At 72.9% G+C, this 24,695-nt stretch carries 27 protein-coding genes; 16 read left to right on the top strand and 11 right to left on the bottom strand.

Annotated features, from left to right (window positions below; all coding sequences use genetic code 11):
• Positions 1-12 precede the first annotated feature (12 nt).
• Positions 13-1,176, bottom strand: a complete 1,164-nt coding sequence (gene sucC / locus LBW97_RS14490) for an ADP-forming succinate--CoA ligase subunit beta (protein ID WP_224500052.1) — start codon at positions 1,174-1,176, stop codon at positions 13-15.
• A gap of 148 nt (positions 1,177-1,324) precedes the next feature.
• On the opposite strand from sucC, the gene LBW97_RS14485 reads away from it, so the two are divergent.
• Positions 1,325-3,205 (top strand): CocE/NonD family hydrolase, encoded by a 1,881-nt coding sequence (locus LBW97_RS14485; protein WP_224500051.1) that lies wholly within the window; start codon positions 1,325-1,327, stop codon positions 3,203-3,205.
• Here the strand turns inward: LBW97_RS14485 and LBW97_RS14480 are convergent.
• The gene (locus LBW97_RS14480; RefSeq protein ID WP_224500050.1) at positions 3,202-3,603 is read right to left on the bottom strand and encodes a cobalamin B12-binding domain-containing protein; all 402 of its coding nucleotides are present in this window, start codon (positions 3,601-3,603) and stop codon (positions 3,202-3,204) included. The genes LBW97_RS14485 and LBW97_RS14480 overlap by 4 nt on opposite strands.
• A 55-nt stretch (positions 3,604-3,658) precedes the next feature.
• Positions 3,659-4,675 (bottom strand): hypothetical protein, encoded by a 1,017-nt coding sequence (locus tag LBW97_RS14475; RefSeq protein ID WP_224500049.1) that lies wholly within the window; start codon positions 4,673-4,675, stop codon positions 3,659-3,661.
• Between the two features lie 284 nt (positions 4,676-4,959).
• Between LBW97_RS14475 and LBW97_RS14470 the strand changes: the two genes are divergently transcribed.
• On the top strand, positions 4,960-5,751 hold the full coding sequence (locus LBW97_RS14470; protein WP_224500048.1) for a triacylglycerol lipase: 792 nt from the start codon (positions 4,960-4,962) through the stop codon (positions 5,749-5,751).
• A 215-nt stretch (positions 5,752-5,966) separates the two neighbouring features.
• A complete protein-coding gene (locus LBW97_RS14465; RefSeq protein ID WP_224500047.1) occupies positions 5,967-6,809 on the top strand; it encodes a M23 family metallopeptidase in 843 nt (280 codons plus the stop codon).
• Positions 6,810-6,945: 136 nt separating this feature from the next.
• On the opposite strand, the gene pcrA is transcribed toward LBW97_RS14465, so the two are convergent.
• Positions 6,946-9,246, bottom strand: a complete 2,301-nt coding sequence (pcrA, locus tag LBW97_RS14460) for a DNA helicase PcrA (RefSeq protein WP_224500046.1) — start codon at positions 9,244-9,246, stop codon at positions 6,946-6,948.
• Positions 9,247-9,508: 262 nt separating this feature from the next.
• On the opposite strand from pcrA, the gene LBW97_RS14455 reads away from it, so the two are divergent.
• Positions 9,509-9,784, top strand: a complete 276-nt coding sequence (locus LBW97_RS14455) for a chorismate mutase (RefSeq protein WP_224500045.1) — start codon at positions 9,509-9,511, stop codon at positions 9,782-9,784.
• 55 nt (positions 9,785-9,839) lie between these two features.
• On the opposite strand, the gene LBW97_RS14450 is transcribed toward LBW97_RS14455, so the two are convergent.
• Positions 9,840-10,382 carry a hypothetical protein gene (locus LBW97_RS14450; RefSeq protein WP_224500044.1) on the bottom strand — a complete coding sequence of 181 codons (543 nt, stop codon included), beginning with the start codon at positions 10,380-10,382 and terminating at the stop codon, positions 9,840-9,842.
• An 81-nt stretch (positions 10,383-10,463) separates the two neighbouring features.
• Between LBW97_RS14450 and LBW97_RS14445 the strand changes: the two genes are divergently transcribed.
• Positions 10,464-10,922 carry a MarR family winged helix-turn-helix transcriptional regulator gene (locus tag LBW97_RS14445; RefSeq protein ID WP_224500043.1) on the top strand — a complete coding sequence of 153 codons (459 nt, stop codon included), beginning with the start codon at positions 10,464-10,466 and terminating at the stop codon, positions 10,920-10,922.
• 30 nt (positions 10,923-10,952) lie between these two features.
• Here the strand turns inward: LBW97_RS14445 and LBW97_RS14440 are convergent, their stop codons facing one another.
• Positions 10,953-11,246: a hypothetical protein gene (locus LBW97_RS14440; RefSeq protein WP_224500042.1), complete on the bottom strand. Its 294-nt coding sequence runs from the start codon at positions 11,244-11,246 to the stop codon at positions 10,953-10,955.
• A gap of 109 nt (positions 11,247-11,355) precedes the next feature.
• Between LBW97_RS14440 and LBW97_RS14435 the strand changes: the two genes are divergently transcribed.
• The 7 genes from LBW97_RS14435 (at position 11,356) to LBW97_RS14405 (ending at position 16,512) form a co-directional block, all read left to right on the top strand.
• Entirely contained in the window at positions 11,356-11,904 is a 549-nt protein-coding gene (locus LBW97_RS14435) for a carboxymuconolactone decarboxylase family protein (RefSeq protein WP_224500041.1), read from the top strand.
• Positions 11,901-12,803, top strand: coding sequence for an RNA polymerase sigma-70 factor (locus LBW97_RS14430; RefSeq protein ID WP_224500040.1), 903 nt, complete (start codon positions 11,901-11,903; stop codon positions 12,801-12,803). Before LBW97_RS14435 ends, LBW97_RS14430 begins: the two co-directional genes overlap by 4 nt.
• 61 nt (positions 12,804-12,864) lie before the next feature.
• A complete protein-coding gene (locus tag LBW97_RS14425) occupies positions 12,865-13,914 on the top strand; it encodes a diguanylate cyclase (protein WP_224500039.1) in 1,050 nt (349 codons plus the stop codon).
• Positions 13,915-13,937: 23 nt separating this feature from the next.
• Entirely contained in the window at positions 13,938-14,672 is a 735-nt protein-coding gene (locus LBW97_RS14420) for a PIG-L deacetylase family protein (RefSeq protein ID WP_224500038.1), read from the top strand.
• 107 nt (positions 14,673-14,779) lie between these two features.
• Positions 14,780-15,604: an acetamidase/formamidase family protein gene (locus LBW97_RS14415; RefSeq protein ID WP_224500037.1), complete on the top strand. Its 825-nt coding sequence runs from the start codon at positions 14,780-14,782 to the stop codon at positions 15,602-15,604.
• Entirely contained in the window at positions 15,571-16,158 is a 588-nt protein-coding gene (locus tag LBW97_RS14410; protein WP_224500036.1) for an acetamidase/formamidase family protein, read from the top strand. Before LBW97_RS14415 ends, LBW97_RS14410 begins: the two co-directional genes overlap by 34 nt.
• A gap of 51 nt (positions 16,159-16,209) precedes the next feature.
• The gene (locus LBW97_RS14405; RefSeq protein ID WP_224500035.1) at positions 16,210-16,512 is read left to right on the top strand and encodes a TfoX/Sxy family protein; all 303 of its coding nucleotides are present in this window, start codon (positions 16,210-16,212) and stop codon (positions 16,510-16,512) included.
• Here the strand turns inward: LBW97_RS14405 and LBW97_RS14400 are convergent, their stop codons facing one another.
• Both LBW97_RS14400 and LBW97_RS14395 read right to left on the bottom strand, forming a co-directional pair.
• Positions 16,513-17,169, bottom strand: coding sequence for a response regulator transcription factor (locus tag LBW97_RS14400; RefSeq protein WP_224500034.1), 657 nt, complete (start codon positions 17,167-17,169; stop codon positions 16,513-16,515).
• A complete protein-coding gene (locus LBW97_RS14395) occupies positions 17,166-18,347 on the bottom strand; it encodes an ATP-binding protein (RefSeq protein ID WP_224500033.1) in 1,182 nt (393 codons plus the stop codon). The genes LBW97_RS14400 and LBW97_RS14395 overlap by 4 nt, the downstream gene beginning before the upstream one ends.
• Before the next feature lie 124 nt (positions 18,348-18,471).
• Between LBW97_RS14395 and LBW97_RS14390 the strand changes: the two genes are divergently transcribed.
• The 3 genes from LBW97_RS14390 (at position 18,472) to LBW97_RS14380 (ending at position 20,555) form a co-directional block, all read left to right on the top strand.
• Positions 18,472-19,401, top strand: a complete 930-nt coding sequence (locus tag LBW97_RS14390) for a PspC domain-containing protein (RefSeq protein WP_224500032.1) — start codon at positions 18,472-18,474, stop codon at positions 19,399-19,401.
• Positions 19,394-19,687, top strand: a complete 294-nt coding sequence (locus tag LBW97_RS14385) for a hypothetical protein (RefSeq protein WP_224500031.1) — start codon at positions 19,394-19,396, stop codon at positions 19,685-19,687. The genes LBW97_RS14390 and LBW97_RS14385 overlap by 8 nt, the downstream gene beginning before the upstream one ends.
• A 97-nt stretch (positions 19,688-19,784) precedes the next feature.
• Positions 19,785-20,555 (top strand): META domain-containing protein, encoded by a 771-nt coding sequence (locus LBW97_RS14380; RefSeq protein ID WP_224500030.1) that lies wholly within the window; start codon positions 19,785-19,787, stop codon positions 20,553-20,555.
• On the opposite strand, the gene LBW97_RS14375 is transcribed toward LBW97_RS14380, so the two are convergent.
• Entirely contained in the window at positions 20,542-21,135 is a 594-nt protein-coding gene (locus LBW97_RS14375) for a dienelactone hydrolase family protein (protein ID WP_224500029.1), read from the bottom strand. The genes LBW97_RS14380 and LBW97_RS14375 overlap by 14 nt on opposite strands.
• Positions 21,136-21,197: 62 nt before the next feature.
• Between LBW97_RS14375 and LBW97_RS14370 the strand changes: the two genes are divergently transcribed.
• The gene (locus tag LBW97_RS14370; RefSeq protein ID WP_224500028.1) at positions 21,198-21,881 is read left to right on the top strand and encodes a YafY family protein; all 684 of its coding nucleotides are present in this window, start codon (positions 21,198-21,200) and stop codon (positions 21,879-21,881) included.
• A gap of 108 nt (positions 21,882-21,989) precedes the next feature.
• Here LBW97_RS14370 and guaA read toward each other — a convergent pair whose 3' ends face one another.
• Positions 21,990-23,558, bottom strand: coding sequence for a glutamine-hydrolyzing GMP synthase (gene guaA, locus LBW97_RS14365; protein WP_374489997.1), 1,569 nt, complete (start codon positions 23,556-23,558; stop codon positions 21,990-21,992).
• An 8-nt stretch (positions 23,559-23,566) separates the two neighbouring features.
• Complete coding sequence (locus LBW97_RS14360) at positions 23,567-24,694, bottom strand: GuaB3 family IMP dehydrogenase-related protein (protein ID WP_224500026.1); 1,128 nt, start codon at positions 24,692-24,694, stop codon at positions 23,567-23,569.
• Position 24,695 lies beyond the last annotated feature (1 nt).

Raw genomic sequence — 24,695 nt, 5'->3', positions numbered from 1 at the left:
GAGTCGGGGCGATCAGGCGGCGGCGAGTTCGGCGGCCCGGCGCGCGGCGCCGTCCATCGTGTCGACCACGGTCACCAGGGGGTGGTTGGCCTCGGCGAGGATCCGCCGGCCCTCCTCGACGTTGTTGCCGTCGAGACGGACGACCAGGGGCTTGGTGGCCTCGTCGCCGAGGATGCTCAGCGCGGAGACGATGCCGTTCGCGACGGCGTCGCAGGCGGTGATGCCACCGAAGACGTTGACGAACACGCTCTTCACGGCGGGGTCGGAGAGGATGATCTCCAGGCCGTTGGCCATGACCTCGGCCGAGGCGCCACCACCGATGTCGAGGAAGTTGGCCGGCTTGACGCCGCCGAACTCCTCGCCGGCGTAGGCGACGACGTCCAGGGTGCTCATGACCAGCCCGGCACCGTTGCCGATGATGCCGACCGAGCCCTCGAGCTTGACGTAGTTGAGGTCCTTCTCCTTGGCGCGCGCCTCGAGCGGGTCGGCGGCGGCGGCGTCCTCGAGCGCGGCGTGCTCGGTGTGCCGGAAGCCGGCGTTCTCGTCGAGGGTCACCTTGGCGTCGAGGGCCAGGACCGTGCCGTCCGGCGCCTTGGCCAGCGGGTTCACCTCGACCAGCGTGGCGTCCTCCTTGGAGAAGACGTCCCACAGCTGGACGGCGATGGCGATGACCTGGTCACGCACCTCGGCGGGGAAGTTCGCGGCGTCGACGATCTCGGCGGCCTTGGCCGCGTCCACGCCGACGCTGGCGTCGATCGCGATGCGGGCGAGGGCCTCGGGCCGCTCGACGGCGAGCTGCTCGATCTCCATGCCGCCCTCCTTCGAGGCCATGGCCAGGAAGGTGCGGTTGGAGCGGTCGAGCAGGTAGGAGAAGTAGTACTCCTCGGCGATGTCGCTGGCCTGGGCCACCATCACGCGGTGCGTGATGTGCCCCTTGATGTCCAGCCCCAGGATGTCCTGGGCGCGCGCCTTGGCGTCCTCGGGGTTGTCGGCGAGCTTGACGCCGCCGGCCTTTCCGCGTCCGCCCACCTTCACCTGCGCCTTGACGACGACGGTCTGCCCGATCTCGCGGGCGATCGCCTCCGCCTGGTCAGGGGTGTCGGCGACGCCGCCGGGGAGCACGGGGACGCCGTGCGAGGCCAACAGGTCACGGGCCTGGTACTCGAAGAGATCCACGAACAGGCACCGTAGACCGCCCGTAACCTCCGCGCTGCCCCGGGCGTTACAGAGACGGGTCCCGCGTGGGGTGCATCACACGACTCCTCACCCGTTCGCAGCAGGAACGGTGCAGGCCCGCCGCGTGTCCCCGACCCGAGGAGCCCCCGTGCGCCGCACCGCGACCGTCCTGCTGTCCTCCGCGCTCGCGGCCGGGGGCCTGGTGACGCTCGCGCCGATGGCCGCCGCGACCCAGCCCACCGTGCGCGACCTGACGATCACGGTGACCGGCATCGGGCCCGAGAAGCGCACGTGCCGGATCGACGCCGACCTGTACGTCCCGGCCGGCGTCAGCAAGAAGAAGCCGGGGCCGGCGCTGCTCACCACCAACGGCTTCGGCGGCACCAAGGACGACCAGGCCGACTTCGCCCTCGGTTTCGGCGACCACGGCTACGTGACGCTCGCCTACACCGGCCTCGGGTTCGTCGACGACGACCTCTGCCCCATCACCCTCGACGACGTCGAGCACGACGGAGCGGCCGCCAGCCAGCTGCTGCGCTTCTTCGGTGGCGACCCGGCGATCAAGGCCGTCGACGACGCGACCGGCAAGCGCGTCGTCGTCAGCGAGGTCGTCCGGGAGGACGCCCGGACTCGCGTGCGGCACGACCCGCAGGTCGGGATGATCGGCGGCTCCTACGGCGGCCAGATCCAGTTCGCCGCAGCGGGGTTCGAGAAGGCCGCCGGCACCAACCGGCTGGACGCGATCGTCCCGCAGATCACCTGGAACGACCTCTCCTACTCCCTGGCGCCGGAGAACAGCAGCTTGCCGCAGGGCACCGCGCGCAGCGGGTCGGTGAGCGCCTCGGGCACCGGCGTCTTCAAGTACCAGTGGGCGGCGCTCTTCACCGCGCTCGGCGCCGCGAACGGCGCCCAGGACCTGCGGGCCCTCGCCGACCCCGTGAAGTTCCAGCAGTTCTTCGATCAGGCGTCACGGGCGGAGAACTGCGCCAACTTCGAGCCGCAGGTCTGCATCGCTCTGTCCGAGGTCGCCACCGTCGGCTTCCCGAGCCAGGCGTCCATCGACTACCTGCGTTCGAACTCGGTGGCCAGCTACATGTCGAAGGTCCGGGTGCCCACGCTGCTGGGTCAGGGCCAGGCCGACACCCTGTTCAACCTGCAGGAGTCGGTGGCCACCTACACAGCGCTGAAGCGGCAGGGGACGCCGGTCTCGCTGATGTGGCAGTCGTGGGGTCACAGCGACTCCTCCCCGCAGCCCGGCGAGCTGGACGAGCGCCACCCGGCCCGGTCGCTGCAGGGCAAGGCGGCGCTGGTGTGGTTCGACCACTACGTGCGCGACCGCGGGCCCAAGCCGCCGCAGGGCTTCGCCTACTACCGCGACTGGGTCTACGAGGCGACCGGCAACATCGCCAAGTCCTACGGCGTCGCGTCGTCCTACCCGGTGGGCACCGAGAAGACCTTCCACCTGTCCGGGACGAGCACGCCGGGGGCCGACGGCGCTCTGGTGACCGGCGGGGCGCCGGTGGTGCCGGGCCTGAGCACGTTCGGCACCCTCGCGCCGATCGGGCCCAACTACACCGAGACCTCGGCGATCGACCAGTCGTTCCCGGTCGTCGATCCCGCGGGTACGGCGATCCGGTTCGCCACCCCGCGCCTGACCGCCCCGCTGGACGTCGTCGGCTCGCCCCGGCTGACCGTCCGGCTCTCGTCGACCGCCCAGGCGACGCAGGACGGTGGGCCGATCGGGCAGCTGGTGGCCTACGCGAAGGTCTACGACATCGGCCCGGACGGAAAGGCGATCGAGCTCCCGAACCGGCTGATCTCGCCGGTGCGCGTCACCGACGTGAGCAAGCCGGTGACCATCGAGCTGCCGGGGATCGTGCACCGGTTCGACAAGGGCCACCGGCTCGCGGTCGTCCTCGCCGGCGGCGACCTCGCCTACCGCGGCTCCACGCTCCCGCTGGTGACCACCCTGGCCACCGGCCCGGGCGCGGGGCAGAAGCTGACCGTGCCGGTCGTCCCCCAGCGCTAGGCGGGGGCGCCCACGTGGGCGCGCACCCAGTCGACGATCTCGGTGGTGGTGGCACCGGGGGTGAAGACCCCGGCGACGCCGAGCTGCTCGAGCTCCGGCACGTCGTCGGCCGGGATGATGCCGCCGCCGAAGACGACGACGTCGTCGATGCCCCGCTCGCGCATCAGCTCGGCGAGCCGGGCGAACAGCGTCATGTGGGCGCCGGAGAGGACCGAGAGCCCCACGGCGTCGGCGTCCTCCTGGACCACGGTCTCGATGATCTGCTCGGGCGTCTGGTGGAGGCCGGTGTAGACGACCTCCATGCCGGCGTCGCGCAGTGCCCGCGCGACCACCTTGGCGCCGCGGTCGTGCCCGTCGAGACCCGGCTTGGCGATGACCACCCGGATGCGTTCGTCCACGCACCGGAGCTTATGGCCGGCGGCCCGGCTCGGGAACTACCGAGCCCCGAACCGCTCAGCCGGCGGAGCGGCGGATCCGCCACGCCACGGCCGTCAGGGCCGTGAACGCCAGGCCGAGGACGACGAGCCCGACGCCGGGCACCGTCCACTCCAGCTCGTCGGAGGACGCGGCGTCCCGCAGGCCGCCGAGCCCGGCAGCGAGGACTGCGACGGCGACGCCGAGCAGCCCGCCCACGACGGCCAGACGCGGCCGCAACGAGGGAGCGACCACCGAGCACAGGAGCAGCGCACCGGCCAGCAGCAGGCCGCCGAGCAGGGCGAGGCCGGGGCGCTCGAGCAGCGCCTGCGGCCCCTCCTGCGTCACCACCGTCTGCATGCCGGTGGCCGGATCGGTGCTGAGCTCGTCCGGGACGTCGGCGGCGGGGACGGTCAGGCAGATGACCGTGGCCACCCCGAGCAGCACCGCCGGTCCCGCCAGCAGCGACCGGACGCCGTCGATCGGACCGCGGTCGTCCATCACGGTCCGGCCCCAGGCCGCCATGCCGGTGGCGCCGGCGAGCACCGTGAGCACGAGCGCGACGATCCCGAGGACCCAGCCGGGGCCCACCTGGACGCCGCTGGTGAGGACCACCTCGCCGGCCAGCACCTCGACGCCGGGCCGGGAGGTGGAGCTCTGGCCGCGGTAGACCTCGATGAGCAGCTGCCCGACGGCGAGCGCCGCCGCGACCCCGGCGTAGGCGAGCCCGAACTTGGGCAGCGTGCGCCGCACCAGCGTCGTCCCCACGGCGAGCTGCACCGCAGGCACGAGCAGGGCGACCAGCACACTCCCGAGTCCGCGCACCTGGCGGAGCTGCTCGCCGTCGACGGTCAGGTAGGTCGGGAACGCGGCGGCCAGCCCGACCAGTCCGGCGAGCACCAGGAGGACACCTGACACCCGGACCAGCGGCGCAACGGTGCCGACGACCAGCCGGTCGCCGGTGAGCCGCGGAGCCTCGGGCTTGGTTCCTCCCCCAACTCGGCGGGCGGTGGCTCGGGTGCGGTCGGTCCCGGTGCGGGCGTCGCGGGCGGGCACGGTCTCCCCCTCAGCTGGCTGGTCACGAACAGGCCACGATCGGCGGACCGTCGAAGGCATCCGTGTGACGTCTGTCACACCTAGGCATTACCGTCGCGTGAACGGAGCACAGCATGTGCACCGCCACCAGCGGGACGGCTCGAGCCCACGATCCGCCGCAGAACGAACGGGGAGAAGTAGTGATGCGGCCATCGATCGATCCGGTCTCCGCTCCAGCGTCGCACACCGGCTCACACAGCGAAGGCACGGCGCGAGGGCTTCGCGGACTGTGTTCACGGACCACCGTGACCGGTGGGCTGACCGAGCTCGCCTGGGTCGGTGCGCACGTGCTCATGTACCCGCTGGGCACCCGGATGGAGGCCCTGCGGCCGGACCCGCGCCGGCGCACCGGCGAACAGCCGCCCGCCGTCCGCGCCCTCTTCTCCGCCGATCCCCTGGCCGCCCGCGTCCCGGTCCTGCTCGTGCACGGCCTGGTCGACAATCGGTCGATCTTCGCCGTGATGCGCCGGAACCTGCGTCGCCGCGGGTTCGCCCACGTCTGCTCCTGGAACTACAGCCCGTTCCTCACCGACATCGCCCAGGCCGCCGCCGACCTCGGCCGCCAGATCGAGCAGATCTGCGCGCAGACCGGGCACGACCGGCTGCACGTCGTCGGCCACAGCCTCGGCGGCCTGATCGCCCGGTACCACGTGCAGCGCCAGGGCGGCGACCGGCACGTCGACTCGCTGATCACCCTGGGCACGCCGCACCAGGGCTCGGTCCTGGCACACGCACTGCCCACCCCGCTGGTCCGGCAGCTCCGCCCGGGCTCCCCTGTGCTCCGCGAGCTGGAGCAGCCCGCACCCCGCTGCCGCACGCGCGTCACCGCCGTCTACAGCGACCTGGACCAGATGGTGCTGCCGACCCAGTCCGGACGCTGCGACCACCCCGACCTCGGCGCGCGCAATCTCCTGTTCCGCGGCGTGGGGCACATGTCGCTCCCCATGCACCGGGGGGTCCTCGACGAGGTCGCCGCGACACTGGCCGGCCACCGGGAGACGCCGCGCACGGGCCGGCACATCGCCGCCGTCGCCTGAGCGGCACACAGGTCGCCGTCGACTCATCGACATCACGACTCGCACACATCACGACACGCAGCGTCCGGTGCTTGGACGCCCCCTCACGGATCGTTACGGTTCGATCACGGCGCCGGTGAGAACCGGCGGACGCCAGCCCGGTGTCCCCGCCGTCGTCGCTCCCCCGACGAACGCCCCCGAGCGCTCGCCGGATACACAGTCCGGGAAGGTTCGCCGTGTCTCTCAGCAGTGCACAGGTGCTGGAGCGACCGGCGACCGACGCCGTCGAGAAGCAGTCGTCCGCCGTGGCCCGCGCGCTCGCCGGCCGACGCGCCGCACGCGCCTCGCGCGCCGAGACGGACGCCGCGCCCGACGAGGCGCCCGCCACCGAGAAGACCTCCCCGCTGGGGCGGCTGTTCGCCGGGCGCCGTCTCCCCCACCCTCCGGGCCGCCGGGCACCGATCTGGTTCGCCGCCCTCGTCGCCGGCGCCCTCGTCGCCTACGTCCCCGCGACGCTGGGTGAGCCGCCGGCGGTCGACGCCACCGCGTCGGACTACGGGCTGGGCGAGAGCACCGAGGTCAGCTTCGCCGGCGGTCTCGAGGGCGCCGACGCGCGCCGAGGGATCTCCGAGGCCGAGGCCGCTCTCCGCCTGAACGAGCTGGCCGCCTCCCGCGCCGCCCGTCAGCCCAAGACCGCGCTGCCGACGCGTGGCGTGATGACCACCTGCTTCTGCATGCGCTGGGGCACCATGCACTACGGCCTGGACCTGGCCGGACCGCTCGGAACCCCCATCGTGTCCGCCACCGACGGCGTCGTGATCCGCGCAGGCCGCGCCTCCGGCTACGGCAACGCCGTCTACATCCAGGACGCGGACGGCAACGTCCACATCTACGGCCACATGCGCTACTACAACGTCAGCGAGGGCGACCTCGTCACCGCCGGCGACCAGATCGCGAAGATCGGCAACGAGGGCCAGTCCACCGGCCCCCACCTGCACTACGAGATCCACCGCGGTGGCATGGACGGCCGCCCGATCGACCCGGCGAAGTACCTGCGCGACCGGGGCGTCGGTATCTGATCGATCGGCTCCGCCGATCACCGCGGCCAGGTCTCTCGTCGACCTACGGCCGACACCGCGGCCACATGCCGTTCCCCTACTGCGTCGAGCGTGTCCCTGACGCTCGTCGGGGACACGCCGGGCCCCGCTCGACAGGTCAGAGCTTGACGAGGGGGGCGTAGCGGAGGACGAGGCGCTTGGTGCCGCCGGAACCGAAGTCGACCGTGGCCTGGGCCTTGTCGGCCACGCCGGTCACCTCGACCACCGTGCCGAGGCCGAAGGCGTCGTGGCTGACCCGGTCGCCGACCTCCACCGAGATCACCGGACGGTTGCCGGCACCCCCGCGCAGACCGCCCGTGGACAGCCCGGTGGCCGCGACCCGCGTCTGCGCCGACTTGTAGCCGGTGGACGGCGCGGGCGTCGGGTCCAGCCGCTCCCAGTGGATCGTCTCGGCCGGGATCTCGTCGAGGAACCGCGACGGCGGGTTGTAGGCGGGCTGCCCCCAGCTGGTCCGCACGGTCGCGCGGGAGATGAAGAGCCGCTCCCGGGCGCGGGTGATGCCCACGTAGGCCAGCCGGCGCTCCTCCTCCAGCTCGCGGGGGTCACCGAGCGCACGCAGGTGCGGGAAGACGCCGTCCTCCATGCCGGTCACGAAGACGACCGGGAACTCCAGGCCCTTCGCGGTGTGCAGCGTCATCATCGTGACCACGCCGGCGTCGTCGCCGGTCACCGGGATCTGGTCGGCGTCGGCCACCAGCGAGACCTGCTCGAGGAAGGCGGTGACGGTGCCGCCGGGGTTGGCCGCCTCGAACTCCGCCGCCACCGAGATCAGCTCGTTGAGGTTGTCTACACGGCCCTCGTCCTGCGGATCGGTGCTCGCCTGCAGCTCGGCGAGATAGCCGGTGCGGTCGAGGATGCTCTCCAGCAGCGCCGCAGGGCCCGAGCCGGTCTCGACCAGCTGCTCGAACTCCTCGAGCAGCGCGACGAACTCCTGGAGCGCCTTGAGCGAACGGGTCGCCAGCGTGTTGATCTCGCCGCACCGCCGCAGCGCCGTCCCGAACGCGATCCGCTCGCGGTCGGCGAACGCCTCGATGCACGACTCGGCCTTGTCGCCGATGCCGCGCTTGGGCACGTTGATGATCCGGCGCAGGCTGACGACGTCGGCCGGGTTGGCCACCAGCTTCAGGTAGGCCAGCGCGTCGCGGACCTCCTTGCGCTCGTAGAACCGGACGCCGCCGACGACCTTGTAGGGCATGCCGACGCGGATGAAGACCTCTTCGAACACTCGCGAGGCGTTGTTCGTGCGGTAGAAGACCGCGATGTCCTTCGGCTGGGCCTTGCCCTCGTCGACCAGGGCATCGATCTGCTCGGCGACCCAGGCGGCCTCGTCGTGCTCGTTGTCCGCGACGTAGCCCTCGATGAGGTCGCCGTCGCCGGAGTCGGTCCACAGGCTCTTCGGCCGGCGACCGGTGTTCTTCGCGATGACCGTGTTCGCGGCCTTGAGGATCCGCTGGGTGGAGCGGTAGTTCTGCTCCAGCAGGATCGTCGTCGCGTGCGGGTAGTCGCGCTCGAACTCGTCGATGTTGCGGATCGTGGCGCCGCGGAAGGCGTAGATCGACTGGTCGGCGTCACCGACCACGCACAGCTCGGCCGGCGGCACCGGCCCGCCCTCGGGCCCCACCAGCTCGCGGACCAGCACGTACTGGGCGTGGTTGGTGTCCTGGTACTCGTCGACCAGCACGTGGCGGAACCGGCGACGGTAGTGCTCGGCAACGTCGGGGAACGCCTGGAGCAGGTGCACCGTGTTCATGATCAGGTCGTCGAAGTCCATGGCGTGCGCCTCGCGCAGGCGCCGCTGGTAGAGCGTGTACGCCTCCTTGAGCACCTTCTCCGGCGGCGTCTGAGGGCTGAAGTCCTCCTCGTCGACCAGCTCGTTCTTCAGGTTCGAGACCTGGTTGGCGAGGCTGCGGCCCGGGAAGCGCTTGGCGTCGAGGTCCAGATCGCGGGCGACCATCGTCATGAGGCGCACCGAGTCGCCCTGGTCGTAGATCGTGAACGAGGACTTCAGGCCCAGCTTCGCGGCCTCGGCGCGCAGGATCCGCACGCACATCGAGTGGAACGTCGAGACCCACATCGACCGGGCCCGCGGCCCGACGAGCGCGGCGACCCGGTCCTTCATCTCGCCGGCGGCCTTGTTGGTGAAGGTGATCGCCAGGATCTCGCCCGGCTGCGTGCCCCGGGCGCCCAGCAGGTAGGCGACCCGGTGGGTGAGCACCCGGGTCTTGCCCGAGCCGGCCCCGGCGACGATGAGCAGCGGGCCGCCCTCGTGGACGACGGCGTCGCGCTGCGGCCCGTTCAGGCCGGCGAGCATCCGGTCCAGCTCCCGCCCGAGGGAGCCGGAGGCGGATCGCTGCAGGGCGGCGGTACCGGGCAGGGACTGCTGGATGCTGCTGCTCATGACGGAGCCACTGTAGGCCGGAGGGGTGACAGGCCGGCCGGGCGCGCACCATCCGTCACAGCGCCGCGGAGGTGGTGCGCGGAGCGCCCGCTGTGGCAGACTCCGACCCGTGCTCGCCGCCATTCGCTTTTTTTACGGCCACCGGGATCCGGTGTCCGTCACCGCCGGCTGAGCACAGCCGCAACAGACGCCCCGGGCCCGAGAAGCCCGGGGCGTTTTCCGTTCTCAGGGGTCTCGGGCCATCCGACCGAAGGAGACCCCCATGAGCACGCCCCCCGTCGCCGTCACCGGCACCGACGTCGAGCGCATCGGTGAGCTGCGCACCGAGATCGACGCCTGCGACGCCGCGATCATCGAGCTGGTCCAGCGGCGCCTCGCCGTCTCCCAGGAGATCGGCGTCCTGCGCAAGGCCAGCGGCGGCACGCGCCTGAACCTCGCCCGGGAGCAGCAGGTCCTCGGCCGTTTCCGCGACGCGCTCGGCACCGACGGCGCCGCGCTCGGGATGCTGCTGCTCCGCCAGGGACGCGGGAAGCTCTGACGACGGTGGACCGTGCGCGCCGGCGCGGGCCGACCCCCGATCGGCCGCGCCGCCCTCACCGCGACGACGCCCTCGCTCCGACCTGGGCCGGACCACGGGCTCGGAACCGATCGAAGCCGACGGCGAGCAGGAGAAGCGGAACTGCGAGATAGGCCGCGAGACCCGCGGCGCGCTTCGCCGTGGTGGCGACCCCTCCCAGGAGCGCAGGCATGTCGCCGACGGCGGGCCACGTCGACAGGATGGTCCAGACGGCCGCGTTCTCGCCGTAGTCCAGCACTGTCATCGCGACCGCAGGGACCAGCAGGAGCCGCCATCCCCGGCCGGACAGCCGCCGGACCAGCAGGGCCGCCACGAGCAGCAGGGCCAGGCCGCAGAGCAGCGGGTACACCAGGTCGAGCAGCTGCAGTCGAACGAGGGCCGCCCGCCCTTCGGAACCGCAGACCGCCACCAGGTCACGCGCGTCCCCAGCGGTCCACCCCGTGCGGACGTCCAGGGCGCTCCGGCCACTGCACGCCCGGGAGACCGCACCGACCAGGCCGGGCCAGCCGAACATGGCCACTGCGCTGACCCCGTAGAGAACCCAGACGCCCACGATCACGCGGCCCCCGTTTCGCGCACGCCACGCCGCCACCACGTCCTCCGATGCTACGATTTCGCACTACTTCGTCGAGGAGAGATAGTGCGAGATCGCAGCAGTTCTGTCAACGACGAGGCGTCGAACGTCCTCTTCGACACGTGGCTCACGGCCCGAGCCGCCATCGCGCTGCTGGACAGCGCGCTGGCCGGGACCGGTCTGGACGCCGAGGACTTCGCCGTCTACTCGGTGCTCCGCGGGGCCGGTGAGATCACCCCCGGGGAACTGGCGCGGTGGATGTCCGCCCCGGCGACGACGGTGTCCGCCCACGTCAAGCGGCTGGTCGCGCGCGGGCACGTCCGGCAGGTTCCGCACCCGGAGGACCGTCGGTCGTACCGCATCACGCTCACCGACGCGGGCCTGCAGGCCCACACCACCGCGGGCCGGCAGTTCCGGTCCGCTCTGGGAGATGTCGAGGCCGCCCTCCCCCGGCCCGCCGGCGAGGTGCAGCAGGCGCTGCGCGACCTGGGCGCGGCGATCGGCGCGGCCGCCCGGCGACCGTGACCGCCCGGACAGCTTGCTGCGCCGCGGGCTCTAGGGCCCGCTGCGCCAGACCTGCGAGTCCTCGTCGCCCATCGCGGCCACCTCGAACACCCGGCCGGGGCACACCGCGTTGGCCTCGTCGGCCAGGTCCTTGCCGAGGTCGAGGGCGGCGTCGAGATCGGCGGCCTCGCACTCGGCCGCCACGCGGAGCACCGCGCGGTCGGGCTCCCGCCACACCCGCAGCTCCGGGTCGTCGGGTCGCACCGCGGCCCGGATGCGGTCGATCGCGTCGTCGTCCAGCGGTGCGGAGGAGCGCAGCGCGACGGAGAGGGTGAACGAGGGCACGCAGCGAGTCTGCGCGATCCCGGCCGCGCCGTCGCCACCGCCCTGTGTCACATCCGCGAGGGCTGCGTCGTCTCTCTGGACGCACCCGCCCCGGAGAGAGGACGCCACCATGGCCCGCATCCCGCTCGACCCGCCCCGCTCGCTGACCATCCGGCTGACCGAGTGGTACTCGCGCCGCACCTACGGCGCCGTCCTCGATCCCGGCGCGGCCATCGCACACCACCGGCAGGTCCTGCGCACCTACCTCCGCCACGAGCTGTCGCTGGCCCGCTGGAACCGGCTCGACCCCACGCTGAAGGCGCTGGCGGTGCTGAGCTCGGCGGCGACGATCGGCTGCTCGTGGTGCCTGGACTTCGGCTACTGGGAGTCCACCCAGCGCGGCGTCGATCCGGCCAAGCTCCGGAACGTCCCGCGCTGGCGGGACAGCGACGTCTACTCCGACCTCGAGCGTCAGGTCATGGCCTACGCCGAGGCCATGACGACAACCCCGCTGCAGGTCACCGACGACATGGTGGCGGAGCTCCGACGCCACCTCGACGACGCGCAGCTCGTGGAGCTGACGATGATGATCTCCGTGGAGAACTCCCGGTCCCGCACCAACAGCGCCCTCGGGCTGACCAGCCAGGGGTTCCGGGACCGCTGCGAGATCCCGGCGTGAGCGAGCCGCTCGCTCCGTTCGACCGCCACCGCGGGCTGCTGTTCTCCGTCGCCTACCAGATGCTGGGCAGCGTGGCCGACGCCGAGGACGTCGTCCAGGACACCTGGCTGCGCTGGTCTGCCGCCGACCGGGGCGAGGTGGCCGACCAACGCGCCTACCTGGTCCGCATCACCACCCACCTGGCCCTCGACCGGCTCGGATCGGCCCGGAGCCGGCGGGAGAGCTACGTCGGGCCATGGCTGCCCGAGCCCCTGCTGACCGGCGGGAGCACCGTCGCCGCGGCGCCGGCTCCGGCCGACCCGGATCGGGCCGCGGAGGTCGGCGAACAGGTGTCCCTGGCGATGCTCGTCGTCCTGGAGACCCTCTCGCCTCCCGAGCGCGCGGTGTTCGTCCTGCGCGAGGTCTTCGGCATGTCCATGGCCGAGGTGGCGACGGCGCTCGGCCGCACGGAGGGCGCCGTCCGGCAGCTGGCGCACCGGGCGCGCGAGCACGTGCAGGCCCGCCGTCCCCGGTTCGACACCGACCGGCGGGCGCAGCGGGAGGTGACCGAGCGCTTCCTGGCGGCCTGCGCCGGCGGGGACGTCGAGGCGCTGCTGGCCGCGCTCGCCCCCGACGTCGTCCTGGTCAGCGACGGCGGCGGCAAGGCGAAGGCGGCGCTGCGGCCCATCACCGGAGCGGACAGAGTGGCCAGGTTCGCCATCGGCATCGCCGCGCAGAACATGGACCTGCCCGGTCTGCGGATCGAGATCGCCGATCTCAACGGCTCCCCGGCCGTGGTGGCGTGGGCGGGGGACGAGCCGCTGATGACGATGTCCCTGGTGGTGGTCGACGGGCGGATCGAGCAGGTGTTCCTCCTGCGCAACCCCGACAAGCTGGCGAACCTGCGCCCGAGGGGGTGATCGGGGCCGTCCACGGCGCGTGGTGCGTCAAGTACCGGTCCGGACGTGCCGATCCACCGGTGTGCCCGCGTCCACCGCCCCGATCGAGTCCGCCGCGATCCGGTGGCTGCGCGGCGACCTGACCGACCGGAGCCGCTACGCCGACATGAGCCGGCGATTCCGCCACGCCCCGTACTTCGGCGCCGCCATCGGCACCGCGAAGGTCCTCGCCTCGTTCTGGTACGGGCCGGCCCTCCTCGTCCTCGTCGGCCTGGGGTTCGGCACGATGGGTGCGGCGCTGGCCTGGCAGCGGCGGGGGCGCAACACCCCGGCGATCACCGCGGCCGCGTTCATCGCACTCGAGGTCAACCTGGCCGTGAGCGTGCTGATCACCGGCGGCGGATCCAGCGCCCTGCTCCCGTTGCTGGTCGTGCCGGTGGCCACGCAGGCGGTCTGCTTCCGCCCGCAGGTCCTCGCCGCCGGTGGTCTGCTATCGGGGTGCCTGGCCACCCTGGCCGTACTCCTGGCCCCTGCGTTCGGGCCGGCCCCCGAGGCCCCGCCGGTCGTCCACCTGGTCACCTACCTCGCACTGCTGGCCTCCCTGGGCCTCGGCGTCCACTACCTCGCGTCGGCCGAGCGGGACTCCCGCGACGAGGCGGTGACCGATCCGATGACCGGGCTGCTCAACCGCCTGAGCCTGTCCGCCCGGTTCACCGAGGCCGTGCGCGCCGGTGGCACCGAGGGTTCGGTCGGCCTGGTGATGTGCGACGTCGACCACTTCAAGCAGGTCAACGACGCCTACGGCCACGAACGCGGCGACCAGGTCCTCATCGAGCTGGCCATCCGACTGCGCGGAATCCTGCGCGAGGCCGATCTCGCCTACCGGGTCGGTGGCGAGGAGTTCGTCCTGCTCCTCCCCGGCCGTGACGCCGGGGCCGCCGAGCGGGTCGCCGAGCGGATCCGCCGCGCCGTCGCCGCGACGCCGCTGGCCGGCCTCGCGGTGACCGTGTCGGTCGGGGTGGCCACCGCCGTCGGAGACTCCGCCAGCCTCAGCCAGCTGCTGCGGGAGGCCGACGGTGCCTTGTACCGCGCCAAGCGTGACGGCCGCGACCGCGTCGTCCTGGCCGCCTGAGGCGCGGGCCTAGGCTCGCGCGAGTGACCTCCCCGCTCCCCTCCGCACCCGCCGAGCACGTGGAGCGCGCACTGTGCGTGCTCGCCCACCCCGACGACGTCGACTTCGGCAGCGCCGGCACCGTCGCCTCCTGGACGTCGGCCGGCACCGAGGTGACCTACCTGATCGTCACCGACGGCGACGCGGGCGGTTTCGACGACACCCCACGCGACCAGATGGGGCCACTGCGTCAGGCCGAGCAGCGCGCGGCGGCCGCAGCGGTCGGCGTCACCGACGTCCGGTTCCTGGGCTACCCCGACGGCCGGCTGGAGCTGACCCTCGACCTGCGCCGCGACATCAGCCGGGTCATCCGGCAGGTGCGGCCGCAGCGGGTCCTGACCAGCTCGCCGGAGCGCTTCTGGGAGCGGATCGGCGCCAGCCACCCGGACCACATGACCGTCGGTGAGTCCACGCTGCGCGCGGTCTACCCCGACGCCCGCAACCCGTTCGCCTTCCCGGAGCTGCTCGCCGACGAGGGCCTGGAGGCCTGGACCGTCGCCGAGGTGTGGCTGGGCGCGAGCCCGCGCGCCGACCACGCCGTCGACGTCACCGAGTTCGTCGACCGCAAGATGACGGCGCTGCGCTCCCACGTCAGCCAGGTCGGCCACATGGCCGAGCTCGACGAGTTCGTGGGCGCCTGGATGAAGCAGAACGCCCGCACGCACGGACTGCCCGAGGGCCGGTTCGCCGAGACCTTCCACGTCGTCCACACGGTCTGATCGGCGCCGACACAGGGTCGCAACATCCCGGTCCCCGATCGCCACGGGGACGCAACACAGGACACGTAGAACTCCCCCGACCGCCCCATCCGGCACCGGGAGAGCGCATGACCTCGACGCACGACTCCACAGTTCCCGCACCCGATCCGCAGGAGGCCGCCGAGCGCCTGGAGCGGGGACTGGGCCGGCGCGGCTTCGTGCAGGCCGCCCTGGCGACCGGCGCCCTGATGGCGGCCGGGGTGGCGACGGCGGGCCCGGCCGCCGCGACCCCGACGAGGACCCGGCTGCCCGGCGAGGTGCTCCAGCCGGGCAGGGGGCCGATCGACGGCCAGCACTACCTGCCGTCCCGGCCCGACCAGGTCCGCTGGGGCTACCTGCCGCGCACCACGGACAAGCCGGTCCTCACGATGAGGTCCGGCCGCACCGTCACCATCGACACGGTCAGCCACGAGGGGATCCTCGAGGACCAGGGCAAGGACCCGGTGGCCTGGTTCGGGAGCAAGGGCGTGCCCCGCAACCGGGTCCTCGACGACGCCGTCGCCATCGCGAGGGAGTACGGCCGGCACAAGCGGAACTTCGACGCCGACGGCCCGCACGTCGTGACCGGGCCGATCCACGTCGAGGGAGCCGCCCCGGGCGACGTGCTCAAGATCGAGCTGCTGACGGCACTCCCCCGGGTGCCGTACGGCGTCATCAGCAGCCGGCACGGCAAGGGCGCGCTCTCCGCTTCCTTCGCAGGCGCTCCCGGCGACATCACCGCCGCCGAGGTCTTCCGTCGACCCCGGACGGCCGGAGCACGAAGAACCCGCTGCTGTACGGCAACGTCTCCCACTTCACGCCGCTGTCGACGAGCAGGGGCGTCGTCCGGGCGGCCCTGCCTCGCGGAGCGAAGGGGTCGGTGGCGTGGCCGGTCGACCCGTTCGCCGGCCTGATGTCCGTCGCCACCGTCAGCGCCGCCGAACTGAACGACCCGTCGCTCAACTCCATCCCGCCGACGCTGGGCGGCGGCAACATCGACGTGAACCTGCTCGCCGTCGGGTCGGCGTTCTACCTGCCGGTGGTCGCGCCCGGGGCACTGTTCTCCGTCGGCGACCCGCACATGTCCATGGGCAGCGGCGAGGTCGCCCTCACCGCATTGGAGGGGTCGCTGCGGCTGACCTTCCGACTCACGGTGTGCAAGAAGAAGAACAAGGGCGCCGCGCCGTCGGTGGCCTACCGCTATCCCTTCGGGGAGACGCCGGAGTCCTGGATCCCGATCGGGCTCTCCGACCCCGACGGCAGCCTCGGCGGCGGGCAGATCAGCGACCTCGACATCGCCAACCGGCGGGCGGTGGTCAACGCCCTGGACTTCCTTCAGAACGACCTGGGGATGGACCGGTCGGTCGCCTACGCCTACCTCTCCGCGGCGGTGGACTTCGAGGTCTCCCAGGTCGTCGACCGCACGGTCGGTGTGCACGCCGTGATCCCGAAGAGCCACTTCGGCTGAGGCGAACGCATCGTGCCCGCGGGACCCGGCCCGCGGGCATGATGCGCACGCATGACGGAGGACAACTGGGAGGACCTCGTCGACCGGTTCGCCGACGGCGTCGTCACCCGCGGCACGATGTTCGGCTGCTCGGGCCTGCGGACCGGGCGGAAGTTCTTCACCATCCGATGGCACGAGCAGCTGGTGCTCAAGCTCCCGCCGGCCCGGCTCACCGAGCTGGTGGAGGCCGGCGCAGCAGCTCCGTTCGAGCCGATGAAGGGGCGTCGGATGAACGGCTGGGTGGTGCTCACCGGGTCCGCGGATCCCGCGCCGCTGGTCGAGGAGGCGCGGGAGTTCGTCACCTCGCAGCAGTAGCTACAGCAGGCGGTTGGTCGCCGCCCAGCGGGTGAGCTCGTTGCGGTTGGACAGCTGCAGCTTGCGCAGCACGTTCGAGGCGTGCGACTCCACGGTCTTCACCGAGATGAACAGCCGCGAGCCGATCTCCCGGTAGGTGTAGCCGCGGGCCAGCAGCTGCATCACCTCGCGCTCGCGCGCGCTGAGCAGGTCCAGCCCGGGATCGGTCGCCTCCTCGGCGGGCGCAGGGGCGGCGGCTTCGGCAGAGGAGAACGCGTCCAGCACGAAGCCGGCCAGCCGCGGGCTGAAGACGACGTCGCCGTCGGCCACCCGGCGCAGCGCATCGAGCAGGTCCGGCCCGGAGATGGTCTTGGTGACGTAGCCGCGCGCACCGGCCCGGATGACGGCGATGACGTCCTCGGCGGCGTCGGACACCGACAGCGCCAGCCACCGCACGTCGGGCAGCTCACCCCGTAGCGCCTCGAGCACCGCACGGCCGTCCCCGCCGGGCAGGTGCACGTCGAGCAGGACGACGTCGGGCCGCGTCGTCCTGATGCCCTCGATCGCGCTCGGGACGTCGGCCGCCTCGCCGACGACGTCGACGGCGTCGCCGAGTTCCGCCCGCACCCCCGCCCGCACCATCGCGTGGTCGTCGACCAGGAAGACGCGCGGACTCATGGAGCACTCCTCGGCAGGACCAGTTCGATCTCGGTGCCCTCGCCCGCCGCGGAGCGCACCTGCGCGGTGCCGCCGAACCGGGTCAGCCGGCCGTGCACGGAGTCGCGCAGCCCCCGGCGGTCGTCGGGGACGGTAGCGGGGTCGAAGCCCTTTCCGCGGTCGCGGACGAAGACCGACACCTGCTGCGGCGTGACCTCGGTGTAGAGGTCGGCGGAGTCCACCCCCGAGTGCTTGGCCGCGTTCACCAGGGCCTCGCGGGTGGCGGCGCCGAGCGCGGCGAGCGCGTCGTCGACCGGGGCGTCACCGACGACGACCGGGTCGACGGTCACGGCGTGGTCGGCCTCGACCTCGGCGACCATCCCGGCCACGACGCCGGCCCAGGTGCCGCCCTCGCGCACGGCGGCGGGGTCGTAGAGCCAGGCGCGCAGCTCGCGCTCCTGACCGCGGGCCAGCCGGCTGACCGCCTGCGGTTCCTCGGCGTTGCGCTGGATGAGGGCCAGGGTCTGCAGCACCGAGTCGTGCAGGTGCGCGGCGACCGCGGCGCGCTCCTCGGACCGGATGCGCGCGGCACGCTCCTCCGCCCGGGAGTCGAGCAGCCGGCGCCACAGCGGCGCCGTCGCCAGGACCAGCCCGGTGAGGATGACGAGGGTGGCGGCGAAACCGTTGCGGGCGTTGGCCAGCTGCCCGGTGGTGGCCAGCAGGATGAACAGACCGCCGCCGGCGAGCGCGACGCCGCCGGCCAGCGCCCAGCGCACGCCGCTGACGGCCAGCGTCCGGTCGGTGTCCAGCTGCCGCCAGATGACGGCGAGGCCGGCGCCCACCAGCAGCAGCGGCACGACGACGTCGCTGCTGGTCCACTTCGTCAGCTCGCCGAGCAGCGAGACCGCCACCAGGCCCAGCACGACGACGCCGATCCACTGCCACGTGCCCGACGGGCGCCAGGCCGCGGACGCCGGCGCCGGGTCCTCACCCGGAGCGGCGATCGGCATGCTCATCCAGAGCAGTGCGTAGACGAGCACCCCGATGCCCGTGACCGAGAGCAGGGCGAAGGCGACCCGCACCACCACCGGGTCCTGGCGCAGGTGCGCCGCCGTCCCCGCGGCCACGCCGGAGATCACCCGGCCGGAGCGCGGACGCGCCAGCGGCGGGCGCGGCGGCGCGGCGAGGGGTGTGGTCACGGTGTCGATCGTCGCACCGGCGAGGTGCCCGCCGACACCGGTGATCACCCCGGAAGAGGAACCAGGGTCGGTTCCGGGGGTTCCCTGATGGTTTCCGGGCCCGATCGTCGGCACGCTCGCTGCCATGACCTCCGCATCCCCTCCCCCGCCGCCGACGGTGGACCCGCCGGCCTGGCAGCCCCCACCCGCATCGGGTCCGCTCGTCCGCTCCCAGCTGCGCCGCAGCAGCACCGACAAGGTGCTGGGCGGCGTGAACGGCGGCCTGGCCGAGTACACCGGCATCGACGCCCTGCTCTGGCGGGTCGGCTTCATCGCCCTCACCCTCGCCGCGGGCTCCGGCGTCCTCGTCTACCTGCTGCTGTGGGTGCTGCTGCCCACCGACGCCGCCGGACCGGGGGCCGAGCGGCCCGCGGCCCGCCCCAAGCGGCCGGCCGAGCCCCGCTCCCCCATCCCCGGCGTCACCGTCGCGGCACTGCTCCTCGTGCTCGGCACGCTGGCGCTGATCGAGCGTTACACCGCGTGGGACCTCGAGCCGCGGCTGTTCTTCGGGACGGCGCTGCTGCTCGTCGGGCTCGGCCTCGTCGCGGCGGCGCTCACCGGCAGACGCCGCGGGCGCGGAGGGCTGATCGCGCTCGGCGTGGTCCTCTCGGTCGTCGTGGTCGCCGTCGCCACCGATCCGTGGCCGGCCGACCGCCCGGTCGGTGACCGCACCTTCGCCCCGCGCACCGTCGCCGACGTGCAGGAGACCTACAGCGGCGGGGTCGGCAACCTGACCGTCGACCTCTCCGACGTGCCGCTGGACGACCTGGACGAGCCGCTGCGCGTGAAGGTGGAGCACGGGGTGGGCGACGTCGACGTCATCGTCCCGCGCTCCGCGGACGTGCAGGTCGAGGTCATGAGCGGGCTCGGCGACATCGACGTCTTCGGGACGAGCGACGCCGGCCCGCGCACCTACCCGGGCACCGGGTCGGCTCCGTGGACCGACGACGACGAGCCGGAGTTCGTGCTCGAGATCCACACCGGTGTCGGAGAGGCGGAGGTGTCCCGTGGCTGACTACAGCGAGTTCCCGACCACGCCCACGGCCTGGCAGGAGCAGCAGTGGGAGGAGGTGCGCGCGCTGGAGAACGAGGACCTGAAGCAGCCGGCTCCCCGGCGGGGGGTCGACCTGGTCGCGCTGGTGCCCGGCGTGCTGTTCGTCCTGCTCGCTCTCGTCACGATGGCCGATCTGGCCCTGCCCCTGGGCTTCCTGACCGACGGCGGGTTCCTGGTGATCGCCGCCATCGCCGCCGGGGTGCTCCTGCTGGTGCGGGAACTGCGGAGGTCGCGCCGCACGGCATGACCGAGGGAGTCGGAGCGGGTCAGGGCCCGGGGAGCGATCGCTCCCCGGGCCCTCTCGTCGTCCGGAACCGTGTCGCCGCCCCGGACGTCAGGAGGACATGACCCGGACCGTGCTGCTGCTCGGAGTGGTGCTCGCCGTCGCCGCCTGCGGCGGAGGCTCGACCGGCGGGTCCCCGCCGGCCCAGGAGCCGGGCGACGTGCGCGGCGAGTGGGTGGTCACCGAGCTCCGTCGGGACGGCGAGGTCGTGCCCGTCCCGCCGGGCACCGACGGCACGCTGACCCTCGACGACCGCCTGAGCGGTCGCGCCTTCTGCAATGGCTTCGGCGCGCAGGCCTACCGGATCGAGGGCGACCGCCTGGTGGTCGAGGACCTGGCCCAGACGCTGATCGGCTGCGCTCCCGAGATCGCCGAGCTCGAACGGCTCTACGTGGGCGCACTCACGGCCGACGACGTCCGGCTCGCCCGCGACGGCGAGGCGCTGCTCGTCAGCGGCGGCGGTGTAGACGTGCGCCTGGTCCCGCGCCCTCCGGTCGAGGACGCCGACCTGGCCGGACGCTGGCAGCTGACGGCGCTCGCCACGCGCGACATGGCGTCGTCCCCGATGCAGGCCGCGGAACTGGAGCTCCGGCCAGACGGCACGTTCTCGGGGACGACCGGGTGCCGCCCGGTGCGCGGAACCTGGCGAGTCACCGACGAGCGGCTGGTGACCGCCGACCTCGTCGCCGACGGCGACTGCGCACCCGAGACCGCCGAGCAGGACGGGCACGTCCTCGACGTGCTCCGTCAGGGCGGCGCGGTCCGCATCGCCCGCGACCACCTGACCCTGACCGCTCCCGACGGACACGGGCTGCAGTTCACGACCGGCTGAGGGCGGTGCGGGCGCAGAAGTCCAGCGTGCGCGACCACAACTGCTCCGTCGCGGCAGCATCGAACTCGGCGGGGAGGCTCGGGTCGGTGAAGAGGTGGCCGGTCACCGGGTACTCGAACACCTCGACCGGCGCACCGGCCGCGCCGACGTCGGCCAGGAACGCCTCGTCCCACTCCTCGTTGCGCAGCGGGTCACCCTTGGCGACGTGGAGCTGCACCGGCACCCCGTCCGGCCACGTGCTGACGCCCAGCACGGCCAGTGGCAGAGCGCCGGAGAACATCACCAGCCCAGCGCAGCGCCGCTGCGTGGCCACGTACTCCGCCATGCCGGCGCCGTTGGAGAAGCCGGCAGCCACGAAGCCGTCCGAGAGGTCCGCGACGCCCGCGAGAGCCGCGGCCATGAGCGCCGGGAATCCGATCCGCTCGACGTGCGCGCCGGCCTCGGCGTATCCGTCGAAGACCAGCCCGTCGTACTGGTCGACGACCCCCACCTCGTGGCCGGCGGCGCGCAGCCGCTCGGCGGCGTCGAGGATCCCCGGGCGGACGCCGAGGACGGAGTGGAAGAGGGCGATCTGAGTCATGGACGGACCATCTCGCGCCGCCGGTGACATCGTCCTGTCACCGTCTCTGTCACGATCTCGACGTGAATCGCACCGACCGGCTGCATGCCGTGTCCGAGGAGCTGCGCCGAGCCGGTGGACGCGGCCGGACCGCTCAGCGGCTGGCGGAGTGGCTCGAGGTGTCACCGCGCACGATCAAGCGCGACATCTCGGCGTTGCAGCAGGCCGGCGTCCCGATCTGGGCCACGGCGGGACCGCGCGGTGGCTACGTGCTGGATTCCGCCGCAACGCTCCCCCCGGTGAACCTCACTCCGGCGCAGGCCGTGGCGGTGGCCGTGGCGCTCGCCGGCGCGACGGACGCGCCGTTCGCCGCGGACGGCCGGGCAGCGCTGGAGAAGGTCATGGACGTGATGGGCCCCGCGGCGCGGAAGGAGGCCGAGCGACTCGGCGGCCGGGTCTGGGTGCGGGGTGGCCGGGGGCGGCCCGGCCCGGCCGCGGTGGTGGAGGAGGCACTGCTGCGCCGCAGGGTGGTGGCCATCCGCTACCGCGACGGGGAGGGCACGGTGTCCCGACGCCGGGTGGAGCCGCACCTGCTCGCCCGCACCGGGGACCGCTGGTACCTGATCGCCTGGTGCCAGGACCGGCAGGCACCGCGATGGTTCCGCTGGGACCGGATCGAGGCCGCGGACCTCACCACCGAGACCGCACCGGAACGCGATCCGGAGGTGTACGGCACCCCGCCCCCCGACGCCCACGCCGTGAGGTGATGCCGGCCGGAGCGAAGCGGAGGTCGGCGAGGTGACGCGATGGAACGGCCCTCCTGCAGGGCCCCGCCCGGGAGCGTCAGCGAGCGGGTGGGGGGCAGGAGGGTCCTTCTATTCCCACTCGATGGTGCCCGGCGGCTTGCTGGTGACGTCGAGGACGACGCGGTTGACCTCTTCGACCTCGTTCGTGATCCGCGTGGAGATCTTCGCCAGCACGTCGTAGGGCAGCCGCGTCCAGTCCGCCGTCATGGCGTCCTCGCTGGACACCGGCCGCAGCACGATCGGGTGCCCGTAGGTGCGCCCGTCGCCCTGCACGCCGACCGAGCGGACGTCGGCCAGCAGCACGACCGGGCACTGCCAGATCTCGGTGTCGAGCTTGGCTGCCGAGAGCTCCTCGCGGGCGATCAGGTCGGCCTTGCGCAGCACGTCCAGCCGCTCGCGGGTCACCTCGCCGACGATGCGGATTCCGAGGCCCGGGCCCGGGAAGGGCTGGCGCTGCACGAGGGTGTCGGGCAGGCCGAGTTGCCGGCCGACCTCGCGCACCTCGTCCTTGAACAGCGTGCGCAGCGGCTCGACGAGGGTGAACTGCAGGTCCTCGGGCAGGCCGCCCACGTTGTGGTGGCTCTTGATGTTCGCCGTCCCGCTGCCGCCACCGGACTCGACGACGTCGGGGTAGAGCGTGCCCTGCACGAGGAAGTCGACGGTCTCGCCGTGCGCCTGGGCGTCGGCGACGACGTCGAGGGCCGCCTGCTCGAACACCCGGATGAACTCGCGGCCGATGATCTTCCGCTTCTGCTCCGGGTCGCTGACCCCGGCGAGTGCTGCGAGGAACTGCTCGCTGGCGTCGACCACCCGCAGGTCCGCGCCCGTCACGGCGACGAAGTCCCGCTCGATCTGCTCGGTCTCGCCCTCGCGCATCAGCCCGTGGTCGACGTAGACGCAGGTGAGCTTGTCGCCGATCGCCCGCTGGACCAGCGCCGCGGCGACGGCGGAGTCGACGCCGCCGGAGAGGCCGCAGATCGCCCGGCGGTCGCCGATCTGCTCGCGGATGAGCGCGACCTGCTCGTCGACGACGTTGCTCATCGTCCAGCTGCGCTCGAGGCCCGCGATCTCGAACAGGAAGTGCTCGAGCACCGTCTGCCCGTGCGCGGTGTGCTTCACCTCGGGGTGGAACTGCACGCCGGCCAGCCGGCGGTCGACGTCCTCGAACGCCGCGACGGGAGCGCCGGTGGAGGTGGCGGTGACCGTGAACCCGGGGGGCGCCTCGCTGACGGCGTCGCCGTGGCTCATCCAGACGTTCTGCTCGACAGGCAGCGAGCCGAACAGCCGCCCCTCGGTCGTGACGGTCAGCGGCGTGCCGCCGTACTCGCGGTCGCCCGTGCGCGCGACGGTGCCGCCGAGGGAGTCGGCCATCGCCTGGAAGCCGTAACAGATGCCGAAGGCCGGGACGCCGGCCTCGAACAGCGTCGGGTCGACCTTCGGAGCTCCCGGCGCGTAGACGCTGGACGGGCCGCCGGAGAGCACGATCGCCGCCGGCTTGCGCGCGAGGATCTCCTCGACCGGCACCTCCGAGGAGACGAGCTCGGAGTAGACGCCGGCCTCGCGGATCCGCCGGGCGATCAGCTGGGCGTACTGGGCGCCGAAGTCGACGACGAGGACGGTCGGGAAGTCCATGACCATGACGGAGCTCAGCCGCCGATCACGAGGTCGACGCGCTGGAACTCCTTGAGGTCCCGGTAGCCGGTCTTGGCCATCGTCCGGGCGAGGGCGCCGAAGAGGTTGGTGCGGCCGTCGGCGGACTCGGCGGCGCCGTTCAGCACGTCCGCCAGCGACCCGGAGGGCTCGACCGGGGCCGAGGTGGCGCCGCGGGGAAGCCGCGGGTGCGCGGCGACCGAGTCCCACCAGACACCGCCTGCGGGCGCCTCGGCGGCGACGCGGAGCGGCTCGCCCAGCTGCACGGCGTCGGCACCGCAGGCCAGCGCGCGGGCGATGCCACCGCTGGTCTCGATCGCGCCGTTGGCGATGACGTGCACGTACCGGCCGCCGGTCTCGTCGAGGTAGTCGCGGCGGGCCGCGGCGGCGTCGGCGATCGCGCTGGCCAGCGGCACGCGGATGCCCATGACGGCGTCGGTGGTCGAGTAGGTGTCGGCCCCGACGCCGACGATCACGCCGGCCGCGCCGGTGCGCATCAGGTGCAGCGCGGTCGTGTAGTTGGCGGCACCGCCGACGATGACCGGGACGTCGAGGTCGGCGATGAACTCCTTGAGGTTCAGCGCCTCACCGGTGGAGGTCACGTGCTCGGCGGAGACGATCGTGCCCTGGATGACCAGCAGGTCCACCCCTGCCGACAGCGCGGCGGGCGCGAGCTGCTGGGTGTGCTGCGGGGAGACCCGGATCGCGGTGGTCACCCCGCCCTCGCTCATCTCCTTGATGCGCGCGGCGATGAGGTCGGTCTTCACCGGCTCGGCGTAGACCTTCTGCAGCAGCGAGACCGGCGGGGCGCCATGGGCCGAGGCCGCGGCGATCTCCCGGTAGACCGGCGTCGGGTCCTCGTAGCGGGTCCAGAGGCCCTCGCCGTTGAGCACGCCGAGCCCACCGGCCTGGCCGACCGCGATCGCGGTGGCCGGGCTGACGACGGCGTCGCTCGGGCTGGTGATCAGCGGGATGTCGAACCGGAAGGCGTCGATCTGCCAGGCGGTCGAGACGTCGTCGACGTCCCGGGTCCGGCGCGACGGGACGATGGAGACCTCGTCCAGGTCGTAGCCGCGGCGGGCGAAGCGGTTCAGCCCGATCTCGACGGTGTCACGCACGCTCATG

It is taken from the genome of Blastococcus sp. LR1, assembly GCF_020166105.1.
GTDB lineage: Bacteria > Actinomycetota > Actinomycetes > Mycobacteriales > Geodermatophilaceae > Blastococcus.
The sequence above is the reverse complement of the archived record's forward strand: the minus strand, read 5'-3'. Positions and strand labels throughout refer to the sequence as shown.